General features: G+C 59.2%; 13 protein-coding genes and 1 pseudogene. 11 read left to right on the top strand and 3 right to left on the bottom strand.

Annotated elements, in window-relative coordinates; all coding sequences use genetic code 11:
* Positions 1–42 precede the first annotated feature (42 nt).
* Genes VSR34_RS30245 through VSR34_RS30230 form a run of 4 tightly spaced genes read left to right on the top strand, consistent with a single transcriptional unit; the run spans position 43 to position 7,345 of the window.
* Positions 43–2,220 carry a class I SAM-dependent DNA methyltransferase gene (locus VSR34_RS30245; protein ID WP_342964333.1) on the top strand — a complete coding sequence of 726 codons (2,178 nt, stop codon included), beginning with the start codon at positions 43–45 and terminating at the stop codon, positions 2,218–2,220.
* Positions 2,220–3,536, top strand: coding sequence for a restriction endonuclease subunit S (locus tag VSR34_RS30240; protein ID WP_342964332.1), 1,317 nt, complete (start codon positions 2,220–2,222; stop codon positions 3,534–3,536). Before VSR34_RS30245 ends, VSR34_RS30240 begins: the two co-directional genes overlap by 1 nt.
* Entirely contained in the window at positions 3,529–6,582 is a 3,054-nt protein-coding gene (locus tag VSR34_RS30235; protein ID WP_342964331.1) for a type I restriction endonuclease subunit R, read from the top strand. The genes VSR34_RS30240 and VSR34_RS30235 overlap by 8 nt, the downstream gene beginning before the upstream one ends.
* Positions 6,572–7,345, top strand: a complete 774-nt coding sequence (locus VSR34_RS30230) for a SprT family zinc-dependent metalloprotease (protein ID WP_342964330.1) — start codon at positions 6,572–6,574, stop codon at positions 7,343–7,345. Before VSR34_RS30235 ends, VSR34_RS30230 begins: the two co-directional genes overlap by 11 nt.
* A gap of 85 nt (positions 7,346–7,430) precedes the next feature.
* Here the strand turns inward: VSR34_RS30230 and VSR34_RS30225 are convergent, their stop codons facing one another.
* The 3 genes from VSR34_RS30225 to VSR34_RS30215 all read right to left on the bottom strand — a co-directional run bounded on the left by VSR34_RS30225 (position 7,431) and on the right by VSR34_RS30215 (position 11,938).
* Complete coding sequence (locus tag VSR34_RS30225; RefSeq protein WP_342964329.1) at positions 7,431–8,558, bottom strand: site-specific integrase; 1,128 nt, start codon at positions 8,556–8,558, stop codon at positions 7,431–7,433.
* A 444-nt stretch (positions 8,559–9,002) separates the two neighbouring features.
* A complete protein-coding gene (mcrC, locus tag VSR34_RS30220; protein WP_342964328.1) occupies positions 9,003–10,106 on the bottom strand; it encodes a 5-methylcytosine-specific restriction endonuclease system specificity protein McrC in 1,104 nt (367 codons plus the stop codon).
* Complete coding sequence (locus VSR34_RS30215) at positions 10,103–11,938, bottom strand: AAA family ATPase (RefSeq protein WP_342964327.1); 1,836 nt, start codon at positions 11,936–11,938, stop codon at positions 10,103–10,105. Before VSR34_RS30215 ends, mcrC begins: the two co-directional genes overlap by 4 nt.
* A gap of 46 nt (positions 11,939–11,984) precedes the next feature.
* Here VSR34_RS30215 and VSR34_RS30210 point away from each other — a divergent pair.
* The 7 genes and pseudogenes from VSR34_RS30210 to VSR34_RS30180 all read left to right on the top strand — a co-directional run.
* Positions 11,985–12,420 (top strand): annotated as a pseudogene (locus VSR34_RS30210) (DUF932 domain-containing protein); the annotation flags it as partial.
* Between the two features lie 253 nt (positions 12,421–12,673).
* Entirely contained in the window at positions 12,674–13,087 is a 414-nt protein-coding gene (locus VSR34_RS30205) for a helix-turn-helix transcriptional regulator (RefSeq protein ID WP_342964326.1), read from the top strand.
* 14 nt (positions 13,088–13,101) lie between these two features.
* Positions 13,102–13,386 carry a SymE family type I addiction module toxin gene (locus tag VSR34_RS30200; RefSeq protein WP_342964325.1) on the top strand — a complete coding sequence of 95 codons (285 nt, stop codon included), beginning with the start codon at positions 13,102–13,104 and terminating at the stop codon, positions 13,384–13,386.
* Positions 13,387–13,657: 271 nt separating this feature from the next.
* The gene (locus tag VSR34_RS30195; protein ID WP_342964324.1) at positions 13,658–22,936 is read left to right on the top strand and encodes a hemagglutinin repeat-containing protein; all 9,279 of its coding nucleotides are present in this window, start codon (positions 13,658–13,660) and stop codon (positions 22,934–22,936) included.
* A 310-nt stretch (positions 22,937–23,246) separates the two neighbouring features.
* Positions 23,247–23,642, top strand: a complete 396-nt coding sequence (locus VSR34_RS30190) for a hypothetical protein (protein ID WP_342964323.1) — start codon at positions 23,247–23,249, stop codon at positions 23,640–23,642.
* A gap of 344 nt (positions 23,643–23,986) precedes the next feature.
* Positions 23,987–24,385 (top strand): hypothetical protein, encoded by a 399-nt coding sequence (locus VSR34_RS30185; RefSeq protein ID WP_342964322.1) that lies wholly within the window; start codon positions 23,987–23,989, stop codon positions 24,383–24,385.
* A 27-nt stretch (positions 24,386–24,412) separates the two neighbouring features.
* Positions 24,413–24,694, top strand: a complete 282-nt coding sequence (locus tag VSR34_RS30180; protein WP_342964321.1) for a hypothetical protein — start codon at positions 24,413–24,415, stop codon at positions 24,692–24,694.
* Positions 24,695–24,740: the final 46 nt, after the last annotated feature.

The following is a 24,740-nucleotide window of genomic DNA, read 5'->3' as shown; positions in this document are numbered from 1 at the left end:
TCTGGGCCGAGCATGCCAGCTTGCACTGCGATCGTACCCACAATGAACCTTGAAGAAATCCTCAACACCCTCGAGTTGCCTATCATCATCCGTCCCACACGTCGGATGACTCAAGGCGAGCTTGAAAGTTATCTCGACAAGGCTGCTGACATTCTGCGTGGCAATGCCGACCACTCTGAATTTCGCGGATACGTGTTCGCGTTGCTGTTCTACAAACGCATCAGCGATTGCTTCGAGGAGGAAGTTCGTACTCAGGTTGTCACCCTGACTCAGGCGGGTATGCCTCAGGATCAGGCTCTGCTGCTGGCGCGGGATCCGCAGAATCATCACTTCATCGTTCCCGAGGCGGCCGCTTGGGCAACTGTGGCTCGGACCACCAAGGCCCACCTTGGCCAAGCATTGAACGATGCCATGTTGGCCATCGAGCGGGCCAACGCACATCGCCAGAACAATTTCGACGGCATTCTTACTGGCAAAATCGATTTCAATAAGCAGGACGAGTTGCCGCGCGACAAGCTGGTCAACCTCATAAATCACTTTGGCAGTCAAACTTTCGACCGCGCCCACGTCTCCGACGATTTGTTCGGCAACGCGTACGAATATTTGATTCGCAACTTCGCCAGCAAGGCCGGCAAGTCCAGCGGCGAGTTTTATACCCCTGCCGAGGTCGGCTTCCTGATGGCCGAAGTAATACGACCGCGAGCTGGCATGTCCGTTTGCGATTGGGCTAGCGGTTCCGGTGGCCTACTTTTGCAGTGCCTCCGCTACGTCAAGAAACATGGTGGAGATGTGCGCCAGTTGCAATTGCACGGGCAGGAATCCAACGTTGCCACCTACAACATATCGCGCATCAACATGCTCCTGCACGGCGTTCCGGTGTGGGAGCACAAGCAGGGCGACAGCCTGCGCGATCCGCGCCACCTCACGGCCGACAACCGCCTCAAGCAGTTCGACCGCGTCATTATGAATCCACCGTTCTCGCTGGAGGACTGGGGCTACGACACCGTAGTGGCGGGCGACAAATTCGGCCGTCTGTCGTACGGCATGCCGCCGGCCAGCAATGGCGATTGGGCCTGGATGGCGCAGATCGTCAAGTCCCTCAAGGATCCCGATCCAGACACTGGCATTGGCGGCCAGGGCATGGTAGTGATGTCGCAGGGCGTACTTTTCCGTGGGCAGCCCGAACAGACTGAAGAGGAGGACGGTCAAAACCAGAGGGCCGATGCCGAATACATCATCCGCCGTGGCTTCATCGAAGCCGATCTGATCGAGGCCATCATCGTACTGCCGGGCAAACTGTTCTATGGCAACAACGTACCCGGGTGCCTGATATTGCTCAATAAGGCCAAACCTGTCGATCGCAAGGACAAGATCCTGATGATTTGGGCCTCGCGCCACTTTCAGAAGGGCAATCCGCAAAACTTGCTACGCCCCTCGGACCTGATGCGCATTTTGGTTCCTTGGCGCGCGTTCGGCAATCTGGCCACCGCGCAGAGAATCGTGCCAGAACACGAGGAGCAACTGATCCGCGAAGTCGAGGAGCAGCGTGACGCGCGGCTAGCTGACATCGAGGACGCTTACGGCCCGGTGCTGCAGCCGCTGTCAACTATTCAAACCGAGTTGGCCGCCCTGAATAGCCTAGACCTGAAGCAACAGGCGGTCAAAGAAGCCATCACGCCGGAACATCCCTACTTCCATCCATTGGTGCCGCTATTGGAAGAGGTGGAACGTGTCGAGCGCGAAATTGCAGCCGCAGGGCGTGGCGACAAGGCAGCGCTGAAGACCCAGTTGGCCACCTCGAAGTCGAAATTCGACAGCGCTCGCAAGAAGCTGATCGACGCCATCAAAACCCACCACAAGCAGATTGCCCGTGCCGTCAAGGATTTGAGCAAGCTGCAGGAAGAGCGCGACGCCCGTGAACAGGAGGTGAAGCTCGCCGCCGAGCGCGAAATCGCTCATTTGCGCGAGGCGGCTGCTGACGTTCTGCGCATCTGCAAGAGCGAAGATGAGGCTCGACGCTATTTCTCGTTGGTCGAACGACAAGAAATCGAAGACAACGAGTTCAATCTGAACCTGCCTCGTTACGTCGACACCTTCGAGCCAGAAAAGGTGCTGCAGCTCAGTAACGCCGCTGAGCGACTGAAGTCGTCGACCGACGCAGCGAACGCGGCACAAAGCGCACTGAAGACGCTCTTGGCTAGCATCGGGGGAGCTGCGTAATGCTGACACACCGTTTCCGAACCATCTTAGGCGATATCCCGGCTGATTGGTGCGCGGCGCCCCTGAGAGCCTTGATTGCCGAACACTTCGCAGGTGACTGGGGGAATGATGAAGGGGAGCAGGCTGTTGCTGTGATGCGCTCGACCAACTTCACCAACAACGGTCAGCTTGATTTTAGCGACGTAGCTACCCGCTACTTTCCCAAGGAAAAAGCCGAGCAGTTCGAGCTCCATCAGGGAGATCTGCTGCTTGAGCGCTCGGGCGGCGGCCCCGACCAGCCAGTTGGTCGTATTGGCTTCGTCGAGAACGACATACCTGGCGCGACCGTCTCGAATTTCGTGCAAGTCCTGAGGCCTGACCCTGAGAAGGTGGATCCTTACTTTTTGGGCTGGGCGCTGTTCGAGTTGCAGCGCACCGGCATTGTGGAGCGCGTGCAGCAGCAGTCCACGCAGATGCGCAATCTCAACTGGCGGGACTATCAGCGCTTAATGCTGCCTCGGCCTCAAGTTGATGAGCAACGGCGCATCGCCGCCACCCTTAAGCTCGCCGATGATGCCATTCAAAAGGCACGGATAGAACTGGATGCAACGCGGGAGCTGAAGCGGTCGCTGATGAGTTCATTGTTCATTGCGGGCATGCCTAGTAGGCATGGTGAATTTCAGGATACAAAGATCGGACCGGTTCCGCGCGGATGGACGGTTCGAACGATCAGATCCGTCCTTGCCGAAAAACCAGACAGTGGAACATCTCCGCTCTCCCGTCCAGACCCGCCTGGAACCCCTATTCTCAACGTCAGCTGTATCAAGGACGGTGTCTGTAGTCCTGCAGATGTCACCTACGTTGACGTTTCGAAGGATGAGATTGATCGGTATCGAACTCAGGTCGGTGACTTTTTCGTATTGCGAGGCAACGGGAATCGGGACTATGTGGGAACCGGCGGCTTGCTTCGTCAGACCCCGGACGTAGACACAATCTATTCGGACAAGCTGATTCGTTTGCGTTTCGACGCTGCCCAAGTTGTTGACCGGTTCGTGCCATACCTCTGGCAATCTAGGGCGTTTCTAACGCGACTGCAGTCCAAGGCTGAATCCGGCAGTGGGCTTTGGATGATGAGCAAACGGGACATTTGTCGTGAGCTTTTCGCGTGCCCACCACCTGGGGAGCAGAAAGAAATTGTCGCGGTGCTAGACAGCATAGAGGGACAGCTCAGCGCACAGGAAAAGAAGCTTCAGGCACTTGGGGAAGTTCAGCACTCCCTGCTGCAGAACCTGCTCACCGGCAAAATACGAGTTCCAGGGGAGACCATTTATGCTTGAGGTTACGCAGGGGGCGGCCCCCTATGCGGTGCGCACGCTGTTCAACGAGGAAACCACCGTTGAGCGTGAAATCATCGAGCACCTGAAGGCTGGCCAGCTGGGCTGGACCTGGCGCTCGCGAGATTTCCTGAAATCATACCGGCCGGATGAGCGGGAAGTGTTGCTGCTGCCGCTGCTGCGCGAGAAGCTCAAGGCTCTGAACCCTTCAGTGCTGACTAACGACGCGCGGGTTGACGCCATCGTCACGAAGCTGCGAGGTTGCCGCGACAACCAGCAATGGCTGGCATGGCTGAAAGGGGGCGTTAATTACAAGTTTGATGCGGCTGAAAACGCGCAGGACGTTCGCCTCATCGACTATGAGAATATCTACGCCAATGACTGGTGGGTGACTAATCAGTTCTCGATTGATGGCCGGTCGACACGCCGGCCCGACATCGTGCTGTTGATCAACGGCATCCCCATTGTGGTGATCGAGGCCAAGACGGCTAGCCGCAGCAAGCCCGATTGGCGCGAAGGTGCGAAGCAACTGGGCATGTATGCCGAGGAGATTGACCAGCTCTTTTACACCAATGCTTTCGGCGTCGGCGTAAACGAGACGCGGATGATGTACGGCGTGCCAGGTCGCCGGCTGCAGTTCTGGCTTCAGTGGCGCGACCCGTGGCCGCACGAGATCGACGAATTTGACGAGATGAAGGTGTCGCTCTATGGCCTGTTTGACCGGAGCAACTTGCTTGACTTCATCCGCCACTTCATCGTTTTCGTCACCAAGGATGGCAAGACAGAGAAGGTGGTGGTGCGCTACCAGCAATACTTGGCGGTGAAGGACATTCTGAACCGCGCCACCAATCTGACGCTGCCCGCCGAAAAGCGCCGTGGCCTGATTTGGCACACCCAGGGTTCGGGCAAGACGCTGACTATGATCTACGCGGCTCGTAGCCTGTGGGAAGATCCGCAGCTGCAGCAGCCCACGGTCATTTTGCTGGTGGACCGTGAACAGTTGGGCGACCAGATGGACCGCGAGCTCAATTCCACTGGTACGGACAACGTGCACGTGGCAGCCAACAAGCGTGACTTGGAGGAAAAGCTCAGTGGCGATTACCGAGGGGTGATCCTCACTACCGTCCACCTGTTCGAGGGCATGCCCAAGCACGTCACCAAACAGCGGCCGAACGTGATCGTGATGGCAGATGAGGCGCATCGGACTCAGGAGCGCGAGCTGGGAACTTACATGCGTTCAGCGCTGGAAGGTGCCTCTTTGTTTGGCTTCACCGGCACTCCCATCGAAAACGACGACCACAACACCCCAAAGGCCTGGGGCTACATGAAAGAGGACGGCAAGATCGAGCGCTACATGGGCCGGCCCTACACGGTGACGGATGCCCTGCGCGATGGCGTGGTGAAGCCCATCCACTGGCAGCCACGCGTGACCGACTGGCAGTTGCATGGCACCAAGTTGGATCTTGCCTTCAAACGCGAGTTTGGCCACTTGCCAGAAGAAGAGCAGAAAAAACTTACTACCGAGGGCGCGCGGTTGGATGCGCTGCTGTTCCAGCCGACGCGGATCAGCCAGATCGCAGATGACGTGGTCCAGCATTTCATGGAGCACGTTCGCCCCAACGGTTTCAAGGGCATGCTGGTGTGCCGCGACAAGCAGGCGGTAAAGCTCTACGCCACTGCCTTACGGGAACGGTTAAATGATGATGCCGTGATGGCAGTCATTTCCGAGGCGCCACAGAAGGACCCAGAGGATATCCAGGCCTTGTATTTAAGCGAGGCCAAGCGCAAGAAGCTGTTGAATGAGTTCCTGATTCCCGCGCAGTCGGAAAACGAGGAGCACCGTGACAAGGCTTTCCGCAAGGTGGAGATCCTGGTGGTCTGCGACATGCTGCTTACTGGTTTCGACGCACCGATCCTGCAGGCGCTATACCTCGACAAAAAGTTGCTGAACCACACTCTGCTGCAGACCATTGCGCGCGTGAATCGACCCTACAATGAGTTGAAGGGCCACGGCCTGGTACTGGATTACTACGGCATCTTCGACCACTTGAACGAAGCGCTGAACTTCCGCCCGGACGAATTGGGTGATGTCGCGTTCCCGTTCGATACGATTCGTGAACACTTCCGCAGGACCTTCCAACAGGTCTGGGATCTTTTCCCGCTAGACACCGTACCGCGCGATGGGGCGCACGATGCATTCGTCACAGCGATGAAGATCTTGCGCGATGTAGACGGTGCCGAAAAGCAGTTCGACAACGGTTATCGTAATTTGCGCGTCTTGTACGAAACCCTTCAGCCCGACGAGCAATTGCGGGACTATATTCGGCCCTATGCTTGGCTTACCAAGCTGTACATGCTGTACCGCAAGAAGTTTTACCCGGACGCCGCCAAAAGCATTGAGGTCACCGAGGAAGATGCCGCACGCACGCGTGAGCTAATCCGTGAGCACATAGACGTAGACGAACTGGAAACCGAGTTTCCGACCTACGTGCTTGATGAGCACTTCCTGACCAAGCTGAAGGACAAGAAGCCTGATGCCAAGGCGCTGGATATCGAGGCGATGCTGTCTGCGGAGCTGCGGATTAGGCTGGATCAAGAAGAGTCCTTTCGGCCACTGTCTGAAAAGTTGCAGCGCCTGATCGACGAAAAACGTGCGGGCACGCTGGCCGGGGTCGCACTGATCGAGGAACTGGAGAAGCTGACCGATGCGGTCCGCGCCGCCGTTGATGAGGTCAATCGCCCGGTTGCTCAACAATTGGCGTTGAAGGTCAAAGCGCGAAACGCGGCCATCACCGACGACCTGGCAGCCGAGATCGCCGCCGGCACGCTGGCCGAAGCTGACAAGTATTGTTTTCCCGGTTGGTGGGGCAGTAGTACGGTCGATCCCGAGCTGTCGCGCGGATTGTTGCTCGTAATCGCTACCCGATTCTCATCTGCAGGGTTGTTGGCAGACGACGCGATGGGTTTTATCAGTAGCTTGGTTCAGGTCTTGAAGCGGCGCCACTACAAACCCAGCGCGCCACCAGGGACGGGTGGCGATGGTGCATAAAGATGCTGACCACGTAGAATTGGTCTTGCCCGATGGGCGGATCATCGATTACGTAATCCAGATTACCCCCAAGGCGCGTTCGCTACGACTGAAGCTCAGTGCCCGTGATGGCCTGGTGGTCGTGGCACCGCCTCATTTGGATCGCCAGAAGCTGATGGCACTGGTTGCCGAAAAAGCGGACTGGATTGGCGAACGAATTTCCGGCTTCGATGCAGTACGTCATCTGATTCCTACCGAGCCTCCCGCGCGACCTCAGGCATTTGACTTGCCGGCACTGGCCGAATCTTGGCGGGTGGAGTACAAGCTAACCCGCGGCTGTACAGTAGGGGCGCGCATTGAGCAACCGGGGCGCATCGTTGTGGCGGGGGCGGTTGGCGATGTCGAAGCCTGCCACTCCGCCTTGCGCCGCTGGTTGGCCCGTCATGCCACCATCAGCTTGTCGCCTTGGTTGGAAAACTTGGCGGAGCCAGTAGGTCTGCACTACACAGATTTGGCAGTCAAGAATCAGCGCACGCGCTGGGGGAGTTGTTCGACCACAGGGCGCATTAGCCTCAACTGCAAGCTATTGTTTCTTCCGCGTGACCTAGTGCGATACGTGATCTGGCATGAGCTTTGCCATTTGCTTGAACCCAATCACTCGGAGCGGTTCTGGATGCATCTACGGCATTTCGAGCCTGCAGCAGATTCGCTGCACGGCCGGATGCGCGATGCTTGGAAGGCAGTCCCAAGCTGGGCTCAGCGCGGTAAGGGCTTGTTGCTGTGACTAACAACTGCTCACGAAATGCGTTGAAGGCGGCCGCTTCCGGAGGCATTTGGGGGCATGACTTTCAGCAAGTCGCGGCGGCAATTTACGTTAGCCTTTTTGCTAGGTCCTCGGCGCGGGGGTGATAGTAGCGCATCAGCATGCGTGGGTCTTTATGGCCCGTGATCTTTGTCAGTTCATGCATTGGGAATATTGACGCCAAGCGGGAAGTCGCCTCGTGTCGCAAATCGTGAAAGCGAAGATCCGTCAGGAATCTGCCATCGGGCTTCAGCTTCGCGGTCTTGCATTCATTGACGTAAATTTTGCGGGCGCGTGCCACCGAGCGCTCGAAGGCTCGGGTAACGGCATCGCTACGAATCTCGAACACGCGACCGGTGTTGCTTTCGTCTCCTTCAATCGGATCGCCCGTGGCGTCCTGCGAGTCTTTCAACGCTTGGAGCACTGCAACGGCACGCGAAGACAGCGGCACGTCGCGGGCGTCCCCGTTCTTCGTAGACGGGAGATGTACGACGCGGCGATTGAGGTCCACGTGTACCCACGACAAGGACACAATCTCGCCCCGGCGCATCGCAGTTTCGACGGCCAGCCAGATGATGGGCGGGAGTAGCGCCGAGCCGCTAGCCTTTACTACACGTTCAAGCTCGCCGTCCTTTGCGCCGCGCTCTGACTCTGGCTCGTCCCCGCTTGGCGTACCGGCAGGTGCGTCGCTAGTCGCAATGCGACGGGTGCGAGCGTTATTCGGCTGCGGTTTGCGCACCAGCTCGACCGGATTCGAAAGGCTTTCCATGCCCCATTCTTTGCGTGCGATATTGAACACATGGGACAAGACTGCCAAGCGGCGCAGGACTGTCGCGGGCTTGTAATCCTTGAGCCATTCGTCGCGGAGCTTCGCTACGTCTGCGCTGCGGATCGTGGCAAGCGGCCGCTTTGCTAGGTCAACCGCCTTGCAGGTCTTGATGACGGAAAACTCCTGCGCCGCTCCCTTCTTTAACAGCGAGACTTCGTTCTCGTACCGTTTCAGCGCCTCATAGAGCGTGGTCGCCTCGGCTTCACTGCGGCTGACCCATACCCCGCGCGACATTTCCGATTCGATCATGTTGGCCCAGGCTTCCGCCTCTGCCTTGGTAGTGAAGGTCTTGCTCTGCGCTGGGTAGCCGCGCCGGCGCACCTGCGCCTCCCATTGGTACTGCGCTCGCTTTCGGATAGTCGGCATTTCTCGGTGCTCGCTCGAACGAAGTGTGGCAAGATTGTGGCAAATAATCGGAATAAACGCCAGAAGCCCCGAATTTACTAGTGAGATTTTTACATTCGCAATGCGAAGGTCGGGAGTTCGATCCTCCTCCGCCCAATAAAACCGGAGGGTTGCAGGTGATTTGCCCGTAACCCTTTTCTATTTTTGTTGGTCCGTGTAGCCGCCGTTAACCGGATTTGGTCCACATCAATCTACTTTGCTCAAGGCGACAGTTCGCCTGCTAACTTGGTCCCAGTAAGGACAACTAATCCGTGGAGCACCCACCAGTAATGGCACTCGCGCGGCAGGACTGTTGGAACATGCCCCCAAATGTGCACCCAATCATGTTCCCTTGCGCGGCACCGACCTTTTGCCTTGCGCTCGGCTCGAACTCTCCGCTCCATTGTCGCCGAAATGCGACGAAAGCTACCCTGCAAGTATGTTCCGAAGCTCAGCTCGGACCGTTTGCGCGTCTTGCGCAAGGTCCAAAGTGGCGAACGCGATGGCATGCCCCTGAATTGTGACTGATTCGCGAATGCTTACATCGACAGCTGGATGCAGGAAAAGCCCTGACGCCTGACCCCATAGCAAGTCGAGCCCCTCTTGTGATCGCAAATACGTGTACATCTGGTAGAGGTAAGGGCTTTTCAGGCTAGCACCGCCAAAACGGCTCGCACCGAGAACCGATGTGAACTTGGTGTCAATCACACGCCTGCGACCAGCGGCGACATCATCGATAATGATGTCCGTGATCATGCCCGGCAAGATCCCTTCAATGCCATCGGACGCCGCCGAAATTTGCCAATCCATCCGCGTGCCACCACGGACACGCCACCCGATGGGCCCAAGTTCAACACGCGCGAATCCGAGCACTGCCTTTTCAAACAGGTGGCGTACCCATACGTCGCCCCGCTCGGGAGAAACGAGCGTCGTCGGGCCAGCCTGCTCAGTCGGAAGAGCCATATCAAATGCCAATTTCGCCAGTTCAACCATGAGCCGGTCTTCATGGTCATTTCGGCCGATCTGGTCTAGCGCCAGTTCGGCACGAGACGGGCGGACACCGGCTACGCCGGAACGACCGAGTGTCGTCGCAAGGGATCGGCATCGCTGGCTCAGGTCACGGGCCCGCACGAGGCTCGCCAGCACGTCCAATGCTGCTCGAACAAGGCGGTTTCGCGGCGTATTGGTCGTTAGCTCTTCGAAACGGCAATACACCTCGCCTCGGGATATCAGCTGCTGCGTTTCGGTTCTCAGGATATCGATTCGGCCGCGAACACGGGTAAGGTTCCGCGCCCGATGCTGATATCCGCGCGAAACGTTCCGGCGCAAACGCTGCTCTACGGCATGAGCCAGCAGCTTTGCAACCAAATCGGGAATATCGTCAAGATCGTCCTCGACCAACGCATTGAATGCTTCCTTGATGCGCGTTAGATCCGAGGCATACAGCATCAAGAGCCAGACGTTACGCACCGGAATGCGACCGATCTTCCGACTCCCGATAGCGACGTAATTTTCGGCGAGCGCGCTCAATCCAGCACCGCGAGTAGCTTTTGCTTGGCATCGCGAGCCGTTGCTGGCGAGTCGTACCAGTACTCATCCAGTAACGGGCCAATTTCCGTTTCGACCTTAGCGAAGAACCAGGCTGCACCGTCGTCAACCGTGCCATCCGGCGTCAAATATGAATGACCGATCCGAAACTGCGGGCCCAGCGAAACGGTCGTTTCAATCTTGGCATTCAGATCAACAATCCGGCGTTCGATTTCCGCAATCAACCCGCCCTCAAGACCGCGCGCAGCACACCACGCGCGCCACGGCGCGTCAAAACGTGGCTCAAGGTCGATAAAGGCAAAACGGCGCCGAAGTGCAAGATCAACGATGGCGAGCGAGCGGTCTGCAACGTTCATGGTGCCGATAATGTACAGATTGTCCGGCACATGAATCCGCTCGCCCGGCTCCTTGCGGTACGCCAGCTCCATTGCCTCGGAACGATGGCGTTTCGAAGCTTCCAGCAACGTCAGCATTTCACCAAAAATCTGCGCCGGGTTTCCCCGGTTGACTTCCTCGATCACGAGGACGAACGGCAGGTCCGGTTCGCTCTCTGCTGCCTGGATGGCCTGCATCAGGATGCCGTCCACCAATGCGAGCTGGCCGTTTCCGGCAGGACGCCAACCGCGTACGAAATCTTCATACGCCAATGACGGGTGAAATTGCACGATCCGTAAGCGCGAGCGCGTTGCATCGCGGTCATCCGATCCCACAAGCGCGAAACCCAGACGCTTGGCGAGCCAGGTCTTGCCCGATCCAGGTGGTCCCTGCAGGATCAGGTTTTTCTTTGCGCGCCACCGAGCCAGTATCGCAGTCAGTTCTTCGACCGACAGAAAGCAGCCATCGGCAATGATCTGATCGACTGTATAGGACGGGGATGCTTCCTCCGTGACCTCTTCCGCATCCTCCATGGCAGCGACGTCGTTGTGGCTATGCTCAGCAACAAGGCCGACCCGATCACCGTACTTCTCTTTCCAGTATGGCTGGGTCAGGAACCATGTGTAATCCTGCGAGGCACCTTTGAACGCGAATTCAATGAGGCGACGCCCATCCTCGGCTTCAGGATCGACCTGGGCAATCGTGTTGCGGTACGTGTAAAAGTACCAGTCACGCGGCGCCTTCACTGGGTCCCAGGCGACACGGACAGTGCGGCCGTCGCCCATATTCTCCAGAACGGTGCCGGTGGCCTTGATCCGCATCGCCGATACGGACTTGCCTCCAACATCAAATGGTAAGCGCCGCTTTTGGACAAAAGCCGCCTTGATGGCGATCTTGTCTCCCGGTCGGATCTTGCGAACCTGATCGAGGAATTGGTCTGTGTAGCCGTTCTGCCAGACTCCCTCGCTCAGGAAACGATGGAGTTGATCATCCTCCCATAGCGCTCCGACAAACCAGTAAGCCTTGCTGTCGTCTGATTCTTCCTCAAGATCAGGAGCCGAAACCTCATCTTCGGGCGCCGCATTTCCTGGGCGGTTAGCATCGCGGATGCGAACGTATAGATCCCAGGTCTCGTCGGGCGTCAACTGTGTGCCACGGCCTTCGGGCGTCAGACTCCAGAGACCGCGTCTTGCGTTGCTGATGAGCCCAGCCTTCATGAGGTAGAACCGGGTCCAATGCACATCGTTTTCGAAGATCGACTGGCTACCGCCCTGGATATGACGAACCAGATCGCCATCAGCAACCGAAGCGTTGGCCCGGATCCAGGCAAGGGCTTCTGCTGGGCGCATTGGATCAGGGGCAACGGACCGCAACGCATCCAGCAACAGCGGGAAGTATTTCGTGAAGCGATTCTTTTTCTCTACTGTGGCCGTCGTCACAAACTAACTCCTTAACGCAATACTCAATTGGCGATCCCATCGATGGGTCGCCACCGCTTATGACGGCACGCTCGCAACGACCGCGCAATTCACGAGTGTGTGCGTCGTCTGCAACAACACACTGGCGATTGCGCTCGGCGACTCGGCAGGTACCGTGAATGTGCCGCACCGCTCACAGTTCGACGCGCATGCCGTCAAGCACCAGGCCGGCATCGCCATCTCGTTATGGAACGGCTTCATGGCTCGAATGAAAGCAGTTGCCGAACGCACGTTAGCGACTCAGTCGTGGAGAAGTTCTTTCATCGCGTGCTCACGTCCCGGCCGGCGGCCCAAACACTCCGGTGTCGACCGCCAACGATCGCACGATCAAGGCGGTGCAGTCGCCGTATACTACATTGACCTGCTCTCCCCGGAGACTTACGACGCATTCACTCATTGTGCGCGCAATATTTCCGTTTTTTGGAGCCGGCAGCTTAATGTAGCCGAGAAGATCAAACCGGGTGACGTCTTCTTGTGCTATCTAACGAAGCTCTCCCGATGGTTCGGTTTCCGACGGTATTGGATGCCCATGTTGAGCAGGTGAAGTGAACTCGCTGTGGCGGAAGAATTAAGGCACGCCACACATTGCCAGTCTGTCTTGTGTCAAACGATCGTCAAAAAACAAATACCAATAAGTGCGGTCAAGGATCCTGTATTTCAAAACGGCGTAGAATGAGTTAATTAAGAAATTCTTCGATGTGTTGGATTGATTTATTTGTTCTCCCTCGAAGCGGGATTGTGAAAGATGAACAGTTATTGAGGCAGGTCGGAGAGCGCCTATCCAGTGCGCGCAAATCGCGAGGTATGACCCAGCAACAGTTGGACGAGGTGCTCGGCATCACACAGCAAACGCCAGCTCACTACGAAGGTGGGCGCTCGCGTGCCGGCGTCCATGTTTCTAACACTGGCCGAACTGTCGACGCTCTCGTTCGAAGATTTATTCGGGACGCCGATCGCACGGCGGGGTGGCGAGCGCAGCTCGATGTCCCGCTTACAACAGCAGATCGCTGCAATCGAGCAGCTGCTCAAGATCAAAGAGCACTCAGTCTCACAAACGTTGGACACCGTGCTCGCACAGGCACGGAGGTAGGAGGAGCCTCAATGCAGTAAACGAAGCGCGGGCCATGAGTGTTAGCAGCACTCACAGCCCGCTGACCAAAACCAACTCAACTCAGGAGTTGACCATGGCTGACGCCAATATTAATGCATCGCGCGCTCATCCCGAGCGCCGCGTAACCATCCAGCAGTCTTGGCGGTACCGCAGCCTGAGCTCGCGGACAAGAACTGACCCGCCGCTTTACCCATGGCTCAAGCTAGCGGGCCGCTGGCTCGAACTCGCAGGCTTTGAAGCAGGCCAGCGCGTCAGAGTCACGGTGGAAGACAAAAGGCTAGTGATCACACCAGATTGATCAGCTCGCTGACGGCAGCTCCACGAACCGGCTCGCGCAACTCGCGAAGAAGAGAGCGACGGGTGCGTTAGAAGTCTGTCTGGTTTACCGTCCATATACTTCGGGAACTCGACCTGAGATGTCGCGGGCGCATGTCAATCAGACAAGTCCGGAAATCTAAATTTGTAGGTTTCCCCTCAAAGACTTGGCAATTGTTGGCAGTCGTTCTTTTTGTGTTTCGGTAGGCTCGCGTTCAATAGCCAATGAACGGGCGCAGGCCGCGTCGACGAGAATGAACAAGAATGCGCGCCGCCTGGTGAATTCCAGGCGTCGGGGTATGGTGGTGGCCGTCGCGGAGACGGCGACGGCCGAGGGGAAACCGGCAACAGGCGGGGCGCGCGCGCGATGGCGCTCATCGGCGTCCGGCACGCGCGCCGTTGCGGCGGGCGTCGCCGTGCTCGGCATGCTACCCGTCTTGTCCGGTGCGCAGATCGTCCCGACGCCGGGCACCAGCACGCAGGTGATCCAGACACCTAACGGTTTGCCGCAAGCCAACGTGGCGCGTCCGTCGAGTGCGGGCGTATCAGTCAACACCTACAACCAGTTCGACGTACAAAAAGCCGGCGCGATCCTGAACAACTCGGCCACGATGGTTCAGACGCAGCAGGCGGGCTGGATCAACGGCAACCCGAATTACGGAGCTGGACAGGCCGCGCGGATCATCGTCAATCAGGTCAACAGCCCGAACCCGTCGCAGCTCCGCGGCACAGTCGAGATAGCAGGCGCCCGTGCGGAGCTTGTCCTGGCTAACCCGTCCGGGATTTTTGTCGATGGCGGCGGCTTTCTCAATACCAGTCGAGCGACCCTGACTACCGGCGTGCCGTTCTATGGTGCCGATGGAACGCTTGCCGGCTACAACGTTAATCGTGGCCTCGTGACCGTCTCGGGCGCGGGCGTCAACGCAGCCAATATCGATCAGGTCGACCTGATCGCGCGTGCCGTGCAGGTGAACGCGGCGGTCTATGCGAAGAACCTGAACGTGATCGCCGGCGCGGCCCAGGTCAACCACGACACGCTCGCCGCGACGCCGATCGCCGGCGACGGGTCCGCCCCATCGGTTGCGATCGATGTCAGCCAGTTGGGTGGCATGTATAGCGATCGGATCTTCCTCGCATCGAACGAATTCGGCGTGGGGGTGGCCAACGCCGGTACGATCGCGGCGCAGGCGGGTGATCTCACATTGCAGTCGAACGGCCGACTTGTGCTCACGGGTAAGACCACGGCGAGCGGCAACCTCGCGCTGTCGGCGGCTGTCGGAATCCAGAACAACGGCACGACCTACGCGCAGCAATCGCTGTCGGCCAGCACGAGCGCCGACCTCACGAACAGCGGGACGCTCGCGGCGCAGCAGAATACGATAGTGAATGCCGGTAGCGTCAATTCGACCGGCACCCTCGGCGCGGGCGTAAGCAACGACGGCTCCGTTGGGCACAGTGGTGACCTGAGCCTGACAGCGTCGGGCCAACTGACCGCGATTGGCCAGAACGTCGCAGGCGGCAACGCGTCGATGACTGGCGCCAGCGTGAATCTTGCCGGCTCCAAGACGGCAGCGAACGGCAATTTGTCGCTAAACGCGACGGCCGGCGACGTGAACCTGGCGAACGCGACGACGAGCGCGCAAGGCGCTATTCAAGCGAACGCGATGGGCACGGTGATCAACGACCACGGCAGCCTGTCGAGCAGCGGCAGCACGACGCTTACCGGAGGGGCCCTCTCGAACCAGAGCGGCAAGGTTTCGTCGCAGGGTCCGCTGTCGGTCAACGTGGCCGGCCAGATTGCGAACCAGTCGGGGGAACTGGTATCCGAAAGCACGGCCGACCTGCGTGGCGGTGATATCGCAAACAACCAGGGCACTGTCCAAAGCGCGGCCGGCATGACGGTGGCCGGGGCGTCACTGGACAACACTGCGGGACGGATCATATCGCTCAACGGCGATGGTTTGTCGGTGACAACGAGCGGCCAATTGACCAACGTCGCGGGCACGACGGCGAACGGCGCACATGGCGGCGTTATCGGTGGCAACGGCGATGTTTCGGTCCGCGGCGCAAACGTTGTCAACCGCGGCGCGATTACTTCCGGCTCGAATTTGCGGGTGACGGGCCAGTCGGTCGACAACAGCGGCGGCATGCTGCAGGCCGCGCAGAATGTCGCGGTGGATGCCAGCGCGCACCTCGCGAACAACGGCGGCGCGATTGTCGGCAATACGGCCACGGTTGGCGCGACAACCCTCGACAACAGCGCAGGCACCGTGCAGGCCGACCAGGTGTCGTTGAATGCGACCGACCTCGTGAATCATGGCGGCACGATCACGCAGACGGGCGCCGGCGCGATGAGCGTGAACGTGTCGGGTACGCTCGACAACTCGAATGGCGGCACGCTGCAAACCAACAGCACCGACCTTACGCTCACCCCCACCGCGCTTGTGAGTGACGGCGGCAGGATTACGCATGCAGGCAACGGCGCACTGATGCTCGGAGGCGGTTCGGGCTCCGTGTCGAACGTAGGCGGTTCGATCGCGACCAACGGGCGTGTCGTCGCGCAAACCGGCGCGCTGAACAACACGTCGGGCTCGATCAACGCGCAGACCGGACTGACGGCAGCCGTCGCCGGTACGCTGAACAACGCGAGCGGCAAGCTGTTGTCGAACACGGACCTGAGCGTCACCAGCGGCACACTGTCGAACGATGGCGGTCAGATCGGCGCCAGCACGAACGCGACGATCCACACCGGCTCGATGACGAACCAGGGCGGCTCGATCGTTGCACCGAACTTGTCAGTCACCGCCGATTCGACGCTCGACAACAGCGGCGGCAAGCTCGAAGCCAATCAGCTTGCGCTGACGGCCGCCAACCTCGTCAACCACGGCGGCACGATCACGCAATTCGGCTCGTCGGCAATGGGCATCAATGTCAGCGGCACGCTCGATAACTCGGCCGCCGGTGTAATCCAGACCAACAGCACGGACCTGACGCTCAAGCCGGCCGAGCTGAACAACGCGGGCGGTACCATTACGCATGCCGGTACGGGCACGCTGACGATCGCTCCCGGCAAGGGAGCCAGCGCGCTGAACAACGCGTCGGGCACCATCGTGACGAAGGGACAAGCCATCGTCAGCGCGGCAGCCTGGAACAACGCGAGCGGCATCTTCGCCGCGCAACGCGGCATCAACGCCACGATTACGGGTGACGTGAACAACGCGCAGGGCCTGCTGCGATCGGACGCGTCGTTGTCGTTGAAGAACGGCGGCGCTCTGTCAAACCGAAGCGGCCACATCCAGGCGGGGCAATCGGTTGCGGGCGACACCAGCACGCTCGCCATTCAATCGGCCTCGATCGACAACGCAGACGGCGCCATTGTCGACCTCGGCGCGGGCAAGATGACGGCGCAAGGCGGCAGCCTGATCGCCAACAGCCACGCCGGCGGCGTAGCGGGCATGGGCGCGATTACAGGCAACGGCGATGTGACGGTCAGCGCAGCGTCGATCAACAACACGCAAGGCGGTCAGCTCAGCGGCGCGACGCTGCATGTTCAAGGCGGCACCCTGGACAACAGCGGCGGCACGATCGGCAACGTCACGAATTCGAGCGGCGAGGTGAACGTTACGACGACCGGCGCGATCACGAACACCAACGGCCGGATCAGCTCGACGCACGATCTGTCGGTCGCGGCGGCCACGCTGCTGGGCGGCGGCACATATAGTGCAACGCACGACGCGAACGTGAATCTGCAGGGCGACTATACGGCGGCATCCGACACGCAGTTCAACGTTGGCCACGATCTCGCCTTCACGTTGCCCGGCACCTTCACGAACAATGCGAACCTGCAATCGGTCAACAACCTGAGCGTCAATGCGGGCAACATCGTCAACGTGGGCGCCCTGACTGCCGGCGGCCTGCTGCACACGCAATCGACCAATCTGACGAACACGGGCGCGCTCGTGGGCGCCAGCGCTTCGCTCAACGCGACGAATACGATCTCGAACCTCGGGCCGACCGCGTTGATCGGAGCATCGGACAGCAACGGCACGCTCGAAATCCTCGCGCGCGACATCGAGAACCGCGACGACACGACGGCCACCGACTCGATGGCGACGACGTCCATCTTCGGCATGGGCAGGGTGGTGCTGGCTGGCGGCAAGGACGCAAGCGGCAACTACACGAACGCGGCGCTCGTCAACAACGTGTCGGCCCTGATCCAGTCGGGCGGCGACATGGAGCTGCACGCGGACAAGGTGACGAGCACGCGCCGCGTAATGAAGACGTCCACCAGCCAGATCAATCCGGCATCGCTCGCGCAGTTCGGGATTCCGATCAGCGGCCGCACAGGTCAGGTCGGCGTGAAGGATCCGGACAGCATTGGCGGCGTCTACACCGAGCCGCCCCACAGCGGTCAGTGGAACAGCAAGTATCAGTTCACGACCTACTATGCGGACAGCGCGACGGCAACGACCGTGACGGGCATCAGCCCGGCCGCCCAGATCGTGTCGGGCGGCAAGATCGATGCGTCGTCGGTCGGCACCCTGCAAAACTACTGGAGCAATATCGCGGCGGTCGGCGACATCAAGATGCCGGGGCACTACGACGCCGACGGCTGGGCGGCGTCCGGGCAGAACCTGCCGGGCGTGACGGTTTCCTACTCGGGGCAGTATCACTACAACAACTACGACAACACCGAACACGACTGGCAACTGCCGTTCGGCAACGCACCGTTCGTCGGCTCTCGCCCGGGCGGCTACACGCAGGCTGCGCCGGCATCGATCAAGGATTACACGCTGCCCGGCTATTTTTCGACGATGAGCTCGAATGGCACGATTTCGGGCACGGGCGTCAGCGTCAGCAACACGGCGGCCAATGCGTCGATTCCGTCGCTCGGCTTGCTGCCGGGGCAGTCGGTGCCGGGTCTCACGCCCACCAACCTGAGCGGCAACGCGAGCGGGGCGAAATCTGGCGCATCGTCGGTGCACGGCGGTCCACCGGCGCTGGTCGATCCGATCATCGCCAGCGCGACGGCGCTGAACGTGCTGAACAACCTCACGATTCCGCAGGGCGGGCTGTACCGGTCGACTACCGCGCCGAATGCGAACTACGTGATCGAGACGAACCCGGCGTTCACGAACCAGAAGAACTTCATTTCGAGCGACTACTTCTTCGGCCAGCTCGGCGTCGATCTCACGCATATTCCGAAGCGTCTCGGCGACGGCTTCTATGAGCAGCAGCTGGTACGCAATGAAGTCACGGCGTTGACGGGCAAAGCCGTGCTCGGGCCGTACGCAGATCTGCAGACCATGTATCAGTCGCTGATGTCGGCCGGAGCGGATCTGTCGAAGTCGCTCGATCTGCCGATCGGCGTGAGCCTGTCGGCCGAACAGGTATCGAAGCTGACAAGCAACGTGGTCATGATGGAAACGCGGGTGGTCGACGGTCAGTCGGTGCTCGTGCCGGTCGTCTATCTCGCGAAGGCGAGCCAGCAGAATATCGACGGCCCGTTGATCAGCGCGACGAACATCGACTTCCAGAACGCGCAATCGTTCACCAACAGTGGCACGATCAAGGCCGACAACACGTTGGCGATCCAGGGCAAGCAGATCGACAACGCGTTCGGTGCGCTGCAAAGCGGCGGGCTGATGTCGCTGAAGACCGGGAACAACATCGACCTGACGTCGGCCAATGTGAAGGCCGGCAGTTTGCAGCTGGATGCCGGGAAAGACCTGATTCTCGACACGGCGACGAAGACGAATACGCGGGTGAGCCGCGACGGTGCGACGAGCGTGGTAACGACGCTCGGGCCGACGGCCAAACTGGACGTTACAGGCGACGCGTCGATCGTCACCGGCGGCAACTTCCAGCAGAACGCGGGCAACCTGTCGGTTGGCGGCAATCTCGGGATGAACGTCGGCGGCAACTGGGATCTCGGCGCGGTACAGACGGGCGAGCACAAGATCGTGCAACGCGCCAATGGCGTGTCGAATACGGACATCAACAAGGTGGTCGGGAGCTCGGTTAGCGTCGGCGGACAATCGAGCATCGGCATCGGCGGCGATTTGACCGCGCGCGGCGCGCAGATCGAGCTCGGCCAGGGTGGGACGATCGCGGCCAAAGGCAACGTCACGCTGGGCGCGGCGAGCGCGACCTCGACGGTGAACAGCAACAGTTCGGGCAGTGACAGTCACGGCAGTTACGCAGATACGCTGCATACGTCGGATCAGGTGCTGACCGGAACAACGCTCAAGGGCGGAGACACCGTCACGGTTGCATCGGGCAAGGATCTCACGATCAGCGGCAGCACGGTTAGCCTCGAAAAGGGGAATACGAACCTGATGGCCGCCGGCGACGTGAATATCGGCGCGGCGACCGAAACGCATGAACTGAATTCACACGAGACGCATAGCCATAGCAATGTCGTGAGCGGCACAAAGATCGCGAGCGGGATCGACCAGACGGCGACCTATAGTCAGGGCAGCACGGTGTCGGCCGACGGCGTCAACATCGTCAGCAATCGAGACATCAACGTGACCGGCAGCAACGTCGTGGGTACGAACGACGTCACGTTGCAGGCCAGGCGCGACGTCAATATCAAGACATCACAAGATACGACTCAATCGTCCAGCTACTACGAGAAGAAGGAATCGGGCCTGCTCACGAATGGCGGTCTGTCGGTCACGGTGGGTTCGCGCTCGACCGCACAGCAAGACCAAACCAGCTCGGTAACGAATAACGGGAGTGTGATCGGGTCATCGCAGGGCAATGTCACGATCCGGGCAGGGAAGGACGCGACGATTACGGGTAGCACGATTGTTGCGGGACAGGATGTCGGAATCGCTGCTCAGAACGTGACCGTGAATGCCGCGTACGACACGTACAAGGATGCGCAATCGCAACAGTTCAGCCAATCCGGTTTGAGCGTCGGATTGGGCGGCGGCCTTGTCGGACTCGGGCAGTCGATGGCGAGCGCGGTCCGCCAGGGTCAGCAGTCGGGCGATTCGCGTCTCGCGGCGGTACAAGCCGTGGCGGCAGCCGAACAGGCATACCAGAACCGCGGCGGGATCAAGGATGCTGCCAGTGCCATGTCGAACGGTAACGTCAGCGAGGCCGCCAAGGGTGTTCAGGTGCAGCTCAGCATTGGGTCGAGCCATAGCAGCAACAATTCGACGACATCGATCTCGGATGCGAAAGGCTCGTCGATCATCGGCAATGGCAACGTATCCATTATCGCGACCGGCACCCCGGACGCGAACGGAGATGCCCAGGCGGGTACTGGCAATATCGCGATGACGGGCGCATCGGTGCTCGGCAAGAACGTTGCGCTCGATGCCAACAACGCGATTACGCTAAAAAGCGCGCAGAGTACGGAGCAGAACACGAGTTCGAATAGTTCGTCCGGCTGGAACGCGGGCGTCGCGATCGGCGTGGGAAAAAATACGGGCATCAGCGTTTTCGCGAATGGCTCGAATGCACATGGCCAAGGCAACGGGGACAGTGTCACGCAAACCAACACGACGGTGGCGGCTGGCAACAACCTGACCATGAAGTCCGGCGGTGATACCACGCTTACCGGCGCGCGAGTATCGGGTGACAAGGTCAAGGTGGATGTCGGCGGTGACCTGACGATGACGAGCCTTCAGGATACGTCGAACTACAGCAGCAACCAGCACAACATGGGGGTGAGCGGTAGCTTTACGTTCGGCTACGGTGGTGGCGTCGACGCATCGATCGGCCACACCAGCATCGACGCGAATTATGCGTCGGTGAACCAGCAAACCGGCATCGTGGCAGGCAAGGAAGGGTTTGATGTCAACGTGGCGGGCCATACGCAGCTCAACGGTGCACAGATCGCGAGCGCCGCACCGGCAGACAGCAATACGCTGACGACCGGCAGTCTCGGATTTACCGACATCCAGAACACGATGTCGTATTCGGGATCATCGGAGGGTTTTTCGACGTCGGGTGGGCCGAGCTTCGCGCAGACGGGTGATAGCGCAAGCGGTGTCACGCACGCTGCGGTCAGTCCGGCGAAGATCGTCGTGAAATCGGATGAACAGAGCGGTACGGACAGCACCGCCGGCCTGTCGCGCGACACGGCGAACGCGAACCAGACGGTGGAGAATACGTTCAACCTACAGAAGGTTCAGAACAACCTGGCTTTTGCGCAGGCGTTCGGCAAGGCCGCGACTTTCGCTGTGGCTGAAGCCGCGACGCAATTGGAGAATAGCAGCCCGCAGATGAAGGCGCTGTTCGGCGAAGGGGGCGCGGGTCGCGACGCGCTGCACGCCGCAGTGGCAGCAATCGGGACGGCGTTGTCGGGTGGCAACATTGGCGGAGCGGTCGCGGGTTCACTGGCCGGTGATGTGCTGCAGTCCCTGGTGCAGCCGATCATCGATCAGACCGTGAGCCAGTTGCCGTTGAGCGCGCAAGCAGCCGCGCGGAATGCGCTGAACGAGATCGTTGCGACGGCGGGCGGTGCGGCGGCTGGCGCTGTCGCAGGTGGTGGGTCATCCGGTGCGCTCGCCGGTGCAGGATCGGCCATCAACAACGAGCTTTACAATCGGCAGCTTCATCCTGACGAGCGCAAGTGGGCGAACGACAACGCTGGCAAGTTTGCGCAGTTCTACCACGACCAGACCGGGCAAACGATCACGGCGGATCAGGCGCAGCAGATGCTGCTGGCCAGCGGCTACAGGCTGGTTGATGCGTCAGGGAGCGCGGGCCCGGCGCCGGACGGAAACAGATACGCGACGGCGTTCATCAGCCAGAATGCCGGGGGCAATATGTTCCGGGCCACGTCTGCCGAGTACAACAGTCCGTTCATGTACGGCAACAGGGATGGTTCGCGCACGCCGGAACAAAACGCGTTGCCCGGGGCAGTACCGAATCCGAAGGCTGGTCTGACAATCGCGGCTGGACTTGCAACCGCTGGGCTTGCGCCGGAGATCATTGCCGGGCTCGCCTCGATACCAGGGGCACCGATCTTCAGTGTGGATGGAGCATTGGGGTCGGCTGCACTGGCCTCGAAAGCTGGAACAGGTGCGCTTAGCGCGGCGATCAATGCAGGTTCCCAATACGCCCAGAACGGAAATATCAATTGGGTGGATGTAGGGGGGGCGTATGCAACTGGCTTTATAGGCTCGTATGATCTTGGAGGTGTATATAAGAATCTCGCATGGAACGTTCTCGTGAATACGGTCAACGGGGGCGGGACGACTGCGATCAAGAACGCCATGAATGGAACGAGTGACAGCATTGCATTTGGAGCATTCAGTGGTGCGACCGCTTCTGCCCTTGGTTTCGGAGCAGGCAAGATTGCTGATGCCGGATTTAACAATCTCTTGCGACCGACAATCAATAACAATTCGGCGTGGTCGAGCGTCGGACAATGGGCTGGTCCGTCAGGATTGAATATATTCGGACCGAACAACTGGGCTACTGCCGGTGCGTCCATTGGCGGAAGCATTGGAGGGGAAGCAGCGGGAGCGGCTATAAACGGGACAAGGAGCTATATGGAGCGTCAGAAGTGATTCGTCTGCTATTGTTCTTTGCACTTGCCTTCGTAGCATCGCTACTCTGTGTCTCTCTCATTAAGGTTGCGAGCGTGTACGCAGCCGAGATGTTTTACGGCGGCAAGTACCAGTGGAGCTATGACGATGTCCGCTTTATCTTGATTCGTGGCTCACTTATGGCGTTTGCCTTCTGTGTACTCGGGTTGATTCGGTACATCCAAATCAGGAAGAACGCCTAGGTTTGGTGACGGGTGGTCCGCTCGCGTCGGCGGGAATGATGGGCGCGGGCGGACTTCTCGGGCTGGGCGCTAATGGAGGTGTCCAACTGATGGGCGATCAGCCGTTTGACTGGACGAGCTTTGCGTTGGCGGGCGCGACGGGCGCGGCTGCTACGGGGATGAAGTTCATTCCGGTGTTCATGACTGGAGTTGGCGGAGCGTTGGCTGGCTCGGCACTACAAGGTCAGAACCCGAATTCGGCGATGGGAGGCGCAGCGCTTGGAACCGCTATTGGGTATCCGGTAGGCGCCAAGCTTGAAGGTAAGCTCAATGATTTGCTGAATCCGTGGTATCGACAGGAGTGGACGGATATTGGTTTGGGTATATCGAAGTATGTTCCGCCGAGCATGCTTCCGTCATGGTTGGGCGGCTCTGTTGGGGGATTGGTGCAGGAGAAGGCGGGAGCGGCGGTTCAGAACAAGCTCGATGGAACAGGGAAGAAATGAAGCCGAAGGTTAGCTTTGAGTTATTTCGTTGAACGTATTACTTTCTGTTCTGGTTTATAGGGATGGGGATTTGCGTCATTATTTCTGAACTTGCTGCCGGTCCTGCGTTGCAATGGTTGTTTAACGACATTCCATATCGACTGCCGACGTGGAACCGTGCGGGCAGGATGGCAGTGTTTGTAGTCGTGTTCAGCTTGTTCGCGGGCACGGTGACGTGGTTCGCGGAAAAGAAGCGATCAGGTCGGTAGTCTTAAAACCGAACCAAGGTTGTTGTCGGTGGTGTGACGGCAAAGACGGGGGCTGGGCTTTGCACGACAGGTATTGGTTGTGTTGCTGGAGGATAGATGGCGACCTTCGGTATGAGCGAGGTCGTTGAAGGTGGAAGTGGCTTGTACAACCGCTATAACGGCGTCAATACTTCTGGCGATAATCCACTGCGTTGGGGTTTCAATCAGCTGAACCCTACATGGGGGAATGCTATGTACGACGGCATTAATTTTGCATTCTCTGTTGCAGCTTTGAAAGTTCAGGTTCCTCTCAATATGGGAGTGGCTGATGGCCTGAACCGCCCCGTTTCAATGTTTGGCGTCACGGTTCCACGCATCGACAATGTGAATCTGTGGCCGTTTATTAAGCAGCCTTGGCCCTATGGCACAGCGCAGGGTGCGTTGCTCCTCGGGGTTGGTTCGAAGGGGGCAGCAGTCGTCAATGACGTGCGGCAGGCCGCAGGAGATAAGAAATGACGTGCGGCAGGCCGCAGGAGATAAGAAGTGAATTGGCGCAGGTTGTATGCGACATTCCAGATCTGGTTCGTGGTTTGTTTGGCGTCTGGATTTGGAGCTGGTTGCAATACGGTGGTGGTGATCGGAATATGCAGAAAGCTGCTTGGCTGGAGTGATGGCGTTTCCGTCTTTGGAGCTGGAATTCCGGCATTTATTGTTATGTTCATCGTATTTGCGAAGCATCTGCCGAAGCACCTGCGCAAGGCTGGGATGTTGAGCGACGACCCCGAGACGTTCGGCCCGTGGTTCAAACGGGATTCGAAGGCGTGAAGTGACAACCCCGGCGCGAGCCAGGTTTGTCGTTTGTGGAGGTTCT

Source organism: Paraburkholderia sp. JHI2823 (assembly GCF_038900695.1).
In the GTDB taxonomy this organism is placed as follows: Bacteria; Pseudomonadota; Gammaproteobacteria; order Burkholderiales; family Burkholderiaceae; genus Paraburkholderia; species Paraburkholderia mimosarum.
Note: the sequence above shows the minus strand (reverse complement) of the source record. Positions and strands in the feature narration are given on the sequence as shown.

Bases quoted from the DNA above. Each gene is read 5' to 3' on its own strand.
- VSR34_RS30225 (WP_342964329.1), bottom strand. From the start codon at position 8,558: ATGCCGACTATCCGAAAGCGAGCGCAGTACCAATGGGAGGCGCAGGTG.
- VSR34_RS30200 (WP_342964325.1), top strand. From the start codon at position 13,102: ATGAGTGTTAGCAGCACTCACAGCCCGCTGACCAAAACCAACTCAACT.
- VSR34_RS30195 (WP_342964324.1), top strand. From the start codon at position 13,658: ATGAACAAGAATGCGCGCCGCCTGGTGAATTCCAGGCGTCGGGGTATG.
- VSR34_RS30245 (WP_342964333.1), top strand. From the start codon at position 43: ATGAACCTTGAAGAAATCCTCAACACCCTCGAGTTGCCTATCATCATC.
- VSR34_RS30185 (WP_342964322.1), top strand. From the start codon at position 23,987: ATGGCGACCTTCGGTATGAGCGAGGTCGTTGAAGGTGGAAGTGGCTTG.
- VSR34_RS30190 (WP_342964323.1), top strand. From the start codon at position 23,247: ATGGGCGATCAGCCGTTTGACTGGACGAGCTTTGCGTTGGCGGGCGCG.
- VSR34_RS30235 (WP_342964331.1), top strand. From the start codon at position 3,529: ATGCTTGAGGTTACGCAGGGGGCGGCCCCCTATGCGGTGCGCACGCTG.
- VSR34_RS30205 (WP_342964326.1), top strand. From the start codon at position 12,674: ATGTGTTGGATTGATTTATTTGTTCTCCCTCGAAGCGGGATTGTGAAA.
- VSR34_RS30230 (WP_342964330.1), top strand. From the start codon at position 6,572: ATGGTGCATAAAGATGCTGACCACGTAGAATTGGTCTTGCCCGATGGG.
- VSR34_RS30240 (WP_342964332.1), top strand. From the start codon at position 2,220: ATGCTGACACACCGTTTCCGAACCATCTTAGGCGATATCCCGGCTGAT.